Raw genomic sequence first — 7,674 nt, forward strand, 5'->3', positions numbered from 1 at the left:
GGACGCGGCACCGCAGCGCACCCGAGTCCCCCTCCCGGCCCGCAGGGGCTGGCTGACACGAAGGAGCAACGCCCCATGACCCAGTCCCTCGCCGCCCGCGTGAGCGGTCCCGTCTACACTCCCAACGACGCGGGCTATGCCCCGGAGTGCGCCGGCTTCAACGTCGTGGTCACCCATTCGCCGCAGTACGTGGTGGCGGTGAAGTCCACGCAGGACGTGGCGGAGGCCATCCGCTTCGCCCGGGAGAACAACCTGCCCGTCTCCGTGCAGGCCACGGGGCACGGGACGGACCTGCCCATCACCTCCGGCGTGCTCCTCTCCACGAAGGCGATGAACCACGTGAGCATCGACCCGGCGACGCGCATCGCCACCGTTGGCGCGGGCGCACGCTGGGAGCCGGTCGTCGCGGAGGCGGCGAAGCACGGACTGGCGCCCATCGCCGGCTCGTCCACGAACGTGGGCGTGGTGGGCTACCTGCTGGGCGGCGGCATCGGGCCGCTGGTGCGCAGCCACGGCGTCAGCTCCGACTACGTGGTGGGCTACACGCTCGTCACCTGTGACGGGGAGACGGTGGAGGCGAGCGCGGAACAGCACCCGGACCTGTTCTGGGGCCTGCGCGGCGGCAAGAACGGCTTCGGCATCGTGACGGAGGTGAAGGTCAAGCTGGTGGAGCTGCGCTCGCTCTACGCGGGCAGCCTCTTCTTCGAGGAGCAGCACATCGAGGCCGTGCTGCGCGGCTGGGTGAAGTGGACGTCGGAGGCGGACGCGCGTGTGTCCACGAGCATCGCCGTCATGCGCTTCCCGCCGTTCGACTTCATCCCGCCCCCGCTGCGCGGCCGCACGGTCATCAACCTGCGCTTCGCCTACCCGGGCTCCGTCGAGGAGGGCACGAAGCTGGCGGCGCCCCTGCGCGCGCTGGCGCCCCTCTACCTGGACATGCTGGGCGAGCTGCCCGCGACCCAGATGGCGCGCATCCACAATGATCCGGATCAGCCCAGCCCCGTGTGGACCACCGGCATGATGCTGACCCACGTGGACCAGGACTTCGCGACCACGGTGCTGCGCCACGTGGGCCCGGGCGCGCAGACGCCGTACTTCATGCTGGAGCTGCGGCACCTGGGCGGCGCCTGCCAGAAGGACGTGGCGGGCGGCTCCGCGGTGGGCGGACGCAACGGCAACTTCCTCGTCGGCCTGGTGGGCATGCACCCGCCGCTGTTCGAGACGGTGCTGCCCGGCGCCACGGAGGGCCTGCGCGCGGAGCTGAAGCCGTGGCTGTCGCCGGAGATGACCATCAACTTCATGGGCAAGGTCCGCGACGCGGAGCACTTCGACAGCGCCTGGCCGGACGCCATCCGCGCGAAGCTCAAGGAAGTGCGCGGCAAGTACGACCCGCACAAGCTCTTCGCCGCGAAGTAGCGGTCGACGAGAGCCTTCAGGGAGCCAGCGTCGCCAGCGCGTCCAGCTCCTCCTGGAACGCGGCGACGACGGCCCCCGGGTCGGGCACGCGTGACGCATCCGAGGCCACGCCCACGGTCACCTGTCCCGAATAGCTGAAGAGGCTGACCCCCAGGCCCACGTGGCCGGCCTGGGGGACCCAGAACGTGAGTCCCGCGAGCCGGCTGCCCGCGAGCGACACCGGCTGGCGCGGCCCGGGCACGTTGGTGGCGACGAGCGACGCCTTGGTGCCCACCAGCATCTCCACGAGGGCGCGCTCCAGCGCCGCGGGCGTGCGGCCCAGAAGTTCCAACATGCCAGACGTCACCACGGCCTCCGGTGAGCGCTTGAGGTGCTCCATCCGCTTCGCCACTTCGCGCAAGCGGCGGCGCGGCTCCGCCTGGTGCACGGGGAGCCGCAGGAACACCACGCCGAAGCGGTTGCCCAGCTCGCGAGGCACCGGAACATCCAGGGGCCGCAGGTTCACCGGCACCAGCGCGTGCATGTCCTCCAGCGGAGCGTCCCGCGTGGCCAGGTAGCGCCGCAGCGCGCCCGTCAGCGCCGTGAGCAGCACGTCGTTCACCGTGCCGCCCAGGGTGCGGCCCACGGCCTTCACCTTCTCCAGCGGAATGGGCTCCGACCACGCGGCGAGCTTCCGGGGGCCCAGCGGTCCGCGCAAGGGAGAGCGTGGATCCCTAGGCAGCACCAGCACCCTGCCCACTGCCGCCGCCCCCTTCGCGCCCTCGCGAACGAGGTCGCCCGCGAGGATGGGCTCGCGCACCAGCTCCGCGCCCTTGCGCAGCGCGGAGCGGGCGCCCCGGGCGAACCGCATCCAGCCCGGAGCTTGAGGTGGCCGCTCCACCTCGGAGGGCGTCACCACCTCGGAATCTTCATCCCGGACTTCCGGCACGGCGGCGGCGTCCACCGGATCCGTGAGGGACAGCAGCACCCGCGCGAGCGCGATGCCATCCGCGATGCAGTGGTGCAGCCGCGCGAGCAGCACGTCCCCGCCCGGCGCGCCTCGAATCAGGTGGAAGTGCCACAGCGGACGCGAGCGCTCCAGCGGCACGCCCAGCCAGTCCCCGACGAGCGCCTCCAGCCCCGCGCGCCCCGCCGACTCCGGCACGCGCAGCGTGGACAGGTGCTCGTCCACGTTGAAGTCCGGCGCGTCCTCCCAGTGCGGCGCGCCCAGCGGCCCGGGCACCACCCGCTGCCGGAAGCGCGGGTAGCGCTCCACCAGCCGCTCGCGCACCACCGCGCGCAGGCGCTCCAGGTCCACGGCGCCGTCGAACCACAGCACCGCGGTGATCATCATCAGGTTCGCGGGCTCCTCCATCTGGAGCCACGCCGTGTCCATGCTCGCCATCCGCTCGCGACCTGCCATGGCGTCCTTCTCACCCGTGCGCCCCGGTGGGGGCAAGGTCGTCCTCAAGGCTTGGGTTGCGGCTCCGGCGCTTCCTGCTTCTCCCGTTCGAACTGGAACGTCTGCCGGGTGGCGCCCGGCACCGTGAGGACGAGCGAGTCCTTCTCCTCGATGGCGTACGTGAACTCCCCGCCCTTGAACTTCCCCTGGGACAGGGGCACCACGCGCTGCTTGCCGCACACCGGGCCCACCGCCTGACCGTCCTGCGTGCGCAGCGCCAGGTGCTTCTTGTCCTTCACCTCCAGCCGGCCCCACGCGCGCACGTCCAGCGTGCTGCCGCGCCCGAGCGTCGCGTCATCCAGCTTCGTCCGCAGCACGAAGCAGCCGCTCGGTGTGACCTGCAGCGCCCGCGCGTAGTCGGACCGGGGCTGCACGTCGATGCGCTCCGCCTGTCCCTGGTCCGTGTCCGGGATGCTCGCCGCGGACAGCACCCACGTGCCCACCAGCTCCTTGGGGACGGCCGTGCCCTTCGGGGCCTTGTCGCCCTCGCACGGGTTCGTCACCAGCTTCTCCGGGCTCTTGGGCGCGGGCTCGAAGGACTTCTCGCAGGTGAGGCCACACGACTTCGCCGCGCACGCCGTGTCATCCGGCGCGCAGGCCGCCTTGCTGGTGCAGGCCTTCAGCCGCTTGAGCGCGTCCTCGCACCCCTCGCGCATGCACTTGTCTACGCACTCCGCGTCGATGCACTCCGACACACAGACCCAGTTGGTGCGGCCACACACGCCCGCCACGGTGCGTGGAGCCTGGGCCGCCGCGGGCAGCGGGGCGGCGGAAACGAGAAGCAGGACGAGGAGTCGGAGCGGTCGCATGCGCACTGCAAGCTAGGCAGTGCGACCACCTCCGGCGACACCCGGCGACAGGATGGCTGTCCACCGGGCATCACTCCGGGCTCCGGCACTGCCGTCAGGTGAACTGCCACCGCCAGGTGCGCGGGTCGGACGGATTGGGCAGCTCCAGCTCGAACTCCAGCGTGTCGTAGCGGCTGAACTCGCGCGGCTCCACGCGCAGGAGCGTCATCGCCGTGGTGTTGCGCTCGCGCATGGGCGACACGTCGTAGGCCAGCTCCGCGTCGAAGGCGACCTTGTAGAACAGGCAGAAGCCGTCCACCCGCCCGTCCTCCTCCACCGGCCGCTGGATGCGCACGCGCGAGGGCAGCCCCTCCGCGCGCATCGTCTCCAGGTCGAACCCGAACGCGGGCTCCGGTTCACACAGCAGGTGGTCCACCTCATACGAGCGCACCAGCCGCGTGAAGTACGACGGGCTCATCGCCTCGCGCAGCGACTGGAGGCAGCGGAAGTCCACGTGGGGCAGATGCTGCGTCCAGATGAACGGGACGCACGCCTCCTCGCGGAGCTGCACGGGCTCCACGTAGACCTCGAAGCGGTTGGGGAGGATGCGGCCGCCGGGCTTGAGCAGGCGCGAGCGCAAATCCAACATCCGGGGCACGAGCCCCGCGTCGAGCAGCGCATCTCCCAGCAGCTCATGCAGCAGCACGTCCGCCTTCTCCTGCGGCTGGAAGTGCCAGGTGGGTTCGCGCACGAAGTCGATGCGGTCCAGGCCGTTGCGGCGGGCCACCCACTGCGTGGTGTCCAACAGACGCGAATCATCCACCGCGTACAGCTTGCGCGGGTTCTGGTGCGCGGCGAGGAAGGTGCGCAGGCCGGTGCCGGCCTTCACGTCCACCACCACCTGGTTGGGGCGCACGTAGCGCTCCACCGCGCGGCGCCACATCTCCACGCGTTGCGGATCCGCCAGCACCGAGTCCTGCGGCGCTGGACTGGACAGGGACAGGCTGTTGGGCGCGTGCCGGCGGTGGAGATGGGACACGAGCGGCAGGTGCCTGAGACGCGAGCGCAGGTCCATCAATGCCTGACGCGGCAGGTCGAGCAGATTCGACATGGTGGCTTCCCCCCGGAAGGCCGTGACGGTCCCGACAAAGACGCGGCCGACCACCCCGTCCCCCGGAACCGGACTCCGGAGGATGCGGTAAATCCCGGCTTTCCCCCAATCCGTCCCGAGTGCCGCTCACTGTCCCCGCGTGAACACCCGCCCCCGCACCGGGGGCTGAATCCACTCGCACCGGCTCGTGACAATCCCTCAAGGCAGGAATGCACCGGGAACCCCGGTGACCCCTCGCCGGCGGTGTGGAGCAGCCGTCGGCGAGGGGCCTTCCCACCTGCCGGGAGCGTCCGCGCATGACAGTCGAAGCATCCCTCCGGGCGGGCAAGAAAACAGGTGGAAGGCGTCTATTCCGGAAAGTCGCTCATTCGCGAGCCCTGCTCGTGGACGAGAGGAAGGCTGCCGGTCACGCCCGTGGATGGACCCAGGTCTTGTTGGAAGAGGGGGCACGGATGATGCGAGCGATGGAATCGCGGACGCAGGGCGGGCGGGAGCGGGTGGAGGACGTCCAGGGCGCGGCGCACTGGGAGGCGCAGCCGTGGCGGCTTCAATTGCAGGACGCGAGGGCGCGCGAGCACCGGGTGGCGCGGTCCGCGTGGGTGGCGGCGCTGCTGGCGGAGGGCTGCGCGGCGGAGGCGGAGGTGGCGGAGTTCGCGGGGGCGCTGGAGGACCGGGCGTCGCTGAGCATCGGGCAGGTGTTGCGGTTCGCGGACAGCGTGCGGGTGCGCATGGCGCTGGCGTGCACGGACGACGAGGTGTTGCAGCTGGCCTACCTGCGCCGCAACGCGGAGGAGCTGGCGGAGCGGATGATTGACTGGGCCAACACGGGGCGTCTGCCGGCGTAGGGCAGCAAGCGGGGCACCGCGCGGACGTTGGTGGTGGGCGTCCCGGGTGGGAGTGCCTTGACAGGGGCGGTGGGGCGCTCTCAGGTGGGGGCATGCTCGCCCTCGCACTTGCCGCCACGCTGGCGGCCGCACCCGCGCCTCGCGTCGCCGCCTCCACGGTGACGGTCCTCCACGTCCCGCAGTTGGATCAGCTCCAGGGTTTGAACGCGTTCCTGACGCGGGCCGGGGCGTACTCGCAGCTGCTGAACCCGGAGGCGTGGCGCGGCGAGTTGCACCCCATCCTGCGGCTCGACCTCGGGAAGCCGGAGGTGATGGAGGCGCAGGGCATCGACGTGACGGGGCCGCTGACGGTGTCCATGCGGCAGGACGGCCGCATCGCGTGCACGCGGGTGAAGGACGCGAAGGTGTTCCAGGAAGCGACGGCGAACGTGCTCGCGCGCAGCGGCGACGTGAAGGCGGGCACGGTGAAGGGCGTGACGACGCTGCGCGCGCCGAGCGCCACGGGCGGCTTCGGCGGCTACGTCATCAAGGGCCAGGAGGCCTGCGCCTTCCTGAGCACGGATTCGGACGACGCGCTCCGCAAGGAGGCCGCGAAGCTGGTGGCGCTCAAGGCGCCGGCCGCGGACGCGCGGATGGCCACGGTGCCGGGCGCGCTGTTCGTGTCCACGAAGGACGGCGTGTTGGCGTTGGATGGCACGGCGACGGGGCTGAAGGTGGAGGGCACGGCGACGAAGCTGCCGCTGCCGCCCTTCCAGGCCAAGGGCACGAGCCCCTACGGCGCCATGTCCCCCGCGGGCCTGCTCTTCGCCAGGGCGCAGGTGGCACCGACGGGCGTGGCGCAGGCGGTGGAGTCCGTGGCGGACGCGGTGCGGACGGTGTGTCCCACGTGCCCGGCGGCGGACGTGAAGGCGGTGACGGACGCGCTGGCGAAGCAGCTGACGGGGCAGGTGTTGTTCGGCGTGGACTCGGTGGCGGTGCGCGGTTCGTTGCGCAAGCCGGAGGTGCGCTTCTTCGCGGCGAAGCAGGCGCTGGCGGCGGAGGTGACGGACGCGGCGGCGGTGAAGGCGGCGCTGGCTCCGCTGGCGAAGTTCCCGGGCGCCAAGACGCTGGAGGACGGCTACGCGATGGAGGCCAAGGGCGGCAGCATCTACGTGCGCCTCAAGGGCAAGCAACTGGTGTTCGGCAATGACTCCACGGTGACCCAGACGATGCTCGCGGCGCTGCCGGAGAAGGGCGGGCCGCTTAAGCGCGCGGTGGAGTTCACGTTGGATCCGAAGAAGGTGGCGCGAGGCCTCTCCCAGGTGTCGCTGATGGACGTGATGGGCGACGAGCGCCTGGCCGCGTTCTTCGGCGCGAGCACGGAGCTGGGTCCTCTGCTCGCGAAGAGCGACAGCATCACCGGCTGGCTGGACAGTGCGCCCAATGGCTCGCACCGGTTCCAGATGAACTGGTCGCTGCCGGAGAAGAACTGAACGGGGCCTGGAATGACGGCCAAGGTGTTTGACGAGTACGGAGTCTGGGAACCGGATGTCGAAGCCGCGCTGCGCACGCTGGGTCCCGTGCTCGGGATTCCTTTCAACGCGCACTACAGCGACTACCTGGGAGGAGACTATTACAGGGCGAGCTATCAGGGAGGCGAGGTCGCCATCCGTCCAAACTACCTCTACTTCACGAAGAGCTGGGCGGCGGAAGAACACAGGGAGTTCAGCACTCTGCTGTTCGTGAGTGGCATCGCGGATCCCGATGGCTTGCGACAGCTGCTCCAGGAACGCTGTGGCTCGCGAGTCGTGTGGCTGAAGCGGGTGTCCGTCGAGAAGAACCGCAAGAGCGAGGTCATCTTCAAGCTGAATGGCCACAGCGCGTAAGCATCGAAGCTCCTGACGCGAAACGGCCCGCTCCGGGCAATCCCCAGGGCGGGCCATCGTGTCTCCGAAGCAATCCGGACTCTACTTGCGCACCAGCTCCACCTGCATGCCCAACAGCTTGCGGCTCTCGCCCGTGGTGCCGCACATCGCGCCGTCCATGAGCGGCCCCATGGGGCGCGCCATGCCCTCCACCTTGCACCAGTAGCGC

General features: G+C 70.6%; 7 protein-coding genes. 4 read left to right on the plus strand and 3 right to left on the minus strand.

Annotation, left to right across the window (positions count from 1 at the left end):
* Positions 1-75: 75 nt before the first annotated feature.
* Positions 76-1,416, plus strand: a complete 1,341-nt coding sequence (locus tag D7X30_RS06405; protein WP_120561963.1) for an FAD-binding oxidoreductase — start codon at positions 76-78, stop codon at positions 1,414-1,416.
* A 16-nt stretch (positions 1,417-1,432) separates the two neighbouring features.
* Here D7X30_RS06405 and D7X30_RS06410 read toward each other — a convergent pair whose 3' ends face one another.
* The 3 genes from D7X30_RS06410 to D7X30_RS06420 form a co-directional block, all read right to left on the minus strand.
* The gene (locus D7X30_RS06410) at positions 1,433-2,818 is read right to left on the minus strand and encodes a wax ester/triacylglycerol synthase family O-acyltransferase (protein WP_120562575.1); all 1,386 of its coding nucleotides are present in this window, start codon (positions 2,816-2,818) and stop codon (positions 1,433-1,435) included.
* Positions 2,819-2,862: 44 nt separating this feature from the next.
* Complete coding sequence (locus D7X30_RS06415; RefSeq protein WP_120561964.1) at positions 2,863-3,666, minus strand: hypothetical protein; 804 nt, start codon at positions 3,664-3,666, stop codon at positions 2,863-2,865.
* 94 nt (positions 3,667-3,760) lie between these two features.
* Positions 3,761-4,756 (minus strand): class I SAM-dependent methyltransferase, encoded by a 996-nt coding sequence (locus D7X30_RS06420; RefSeq protein WP_120561965.1) that lies wholly within the window; start codon positions 4,754-4,756, stop codon positions 3,761-3,763.
* A 452-nt stretch (positions 4,757-5,208) separates the two neighbouring features.
* On the opposite strand from D7X30_RS06420, the gene D7X30_RS06425 reads away from it, so the two are divergent.
* The 3 genes from D7X30_RS06425 (at position 5,209) to D7X30_RS06435 (ending at position 7,466) form a co-directional block, all read left to right on the plus strand.
* The gene (locus tag D7X30_RS06425; RefSeq protein WP_233591424.1) at positions 5,209-5,601 is read left to right on the plus strand and encodes a hypothetical protein; all 393 of its coding nucleotides are present in this window, start codon (positions 5,209-5,211) and stop codon (positions 5,599-5,601) included.
* Between the two features lie 92 nt (positions 5,602-5,693).
* The gene (locus D7X30_RS06430; RefSeq protein WP_120561966.1) at positions 5,694-7,073 is read left to right on the plus strand and encodes a hypothetical protein; all 1,380 of its coding nucleotides are present in this window, start codon (positions 5,694-5,696) and stop codon (positions 7,071-7,073) included.
* A 24-nt stretch (positions 7,074-7,097) separates the two neighbouring features.
* Positions 7,098-7,466, plus strand: a complete 369-nt coding sequence (locus D7X30_RS06435; protein ID WP_147443129.1) for a hypothetical protein — start codon at positions 7,098-7,100, stop codon at positions 7,464-7,466.
* The last annotated feature ends 208 nt before the right edge of the window (positions 7,467-7,674 follow it).

Origin of the sequence: Corallococcus sp. AB011P (genome assembly GCF_003611605.1) — a bacterium.
GTDB lineage: Bacteria > Myxococcota > Myxococcia > Myxococcales > Myxococcaceae > Corallococcus > Corallococcus coralloides.

What these genes read in the sequence shown, in the direction of transcription:
- D7X30_RS06420 (WP_120561965.1), bottom strand. Translation starts at nt 4,756, where the DNA reads ATGTCGAATCTGCTCGACCTGCCGCGTCAGGCATTGATGGACCTGCGC.
- D7X30_RS06415 (WP_120561964.1), bottom strand. Translation starts at nt 3,666, where the DNA reads ATGCGACCGCTCCGACTCCTCGTCCTGCTTCTCGTTTCCGCCGCCCCG.
- D7X30_RS06430 (WP_120561966.1), top strand. Translation starts at nt 5,694, where the DNA reads ATGCTCGCCCTCGCACTTGCCGCCACGCTGGCGGCCGCACCCGCGCCT.
- D7X30_RS06410 (WP_120562575.1), bottom strand. Translation starts at nt 2,818, where the DNA reads ATGGCAGGTCGCGAGCGGATGGCGAGCATGGACACGGCGTGGCTCCAG.
- D7X30_RS06425 (WP_233591424.1), top strand. Translation starts at nt 5,209, where the DNA reads ATGATGCGAGCGATGGAATCGCGGACGCAGGGCGGGCGGGAGCGGGTG.
- D7X30_RS06405 (WP_120561963.1), top strand. Translation starts at nt 76, where the DNA reads ATGACCCAGTCCCTCGCCGCCCGCGTGAGCGGTCCCGTCTACACTCCC.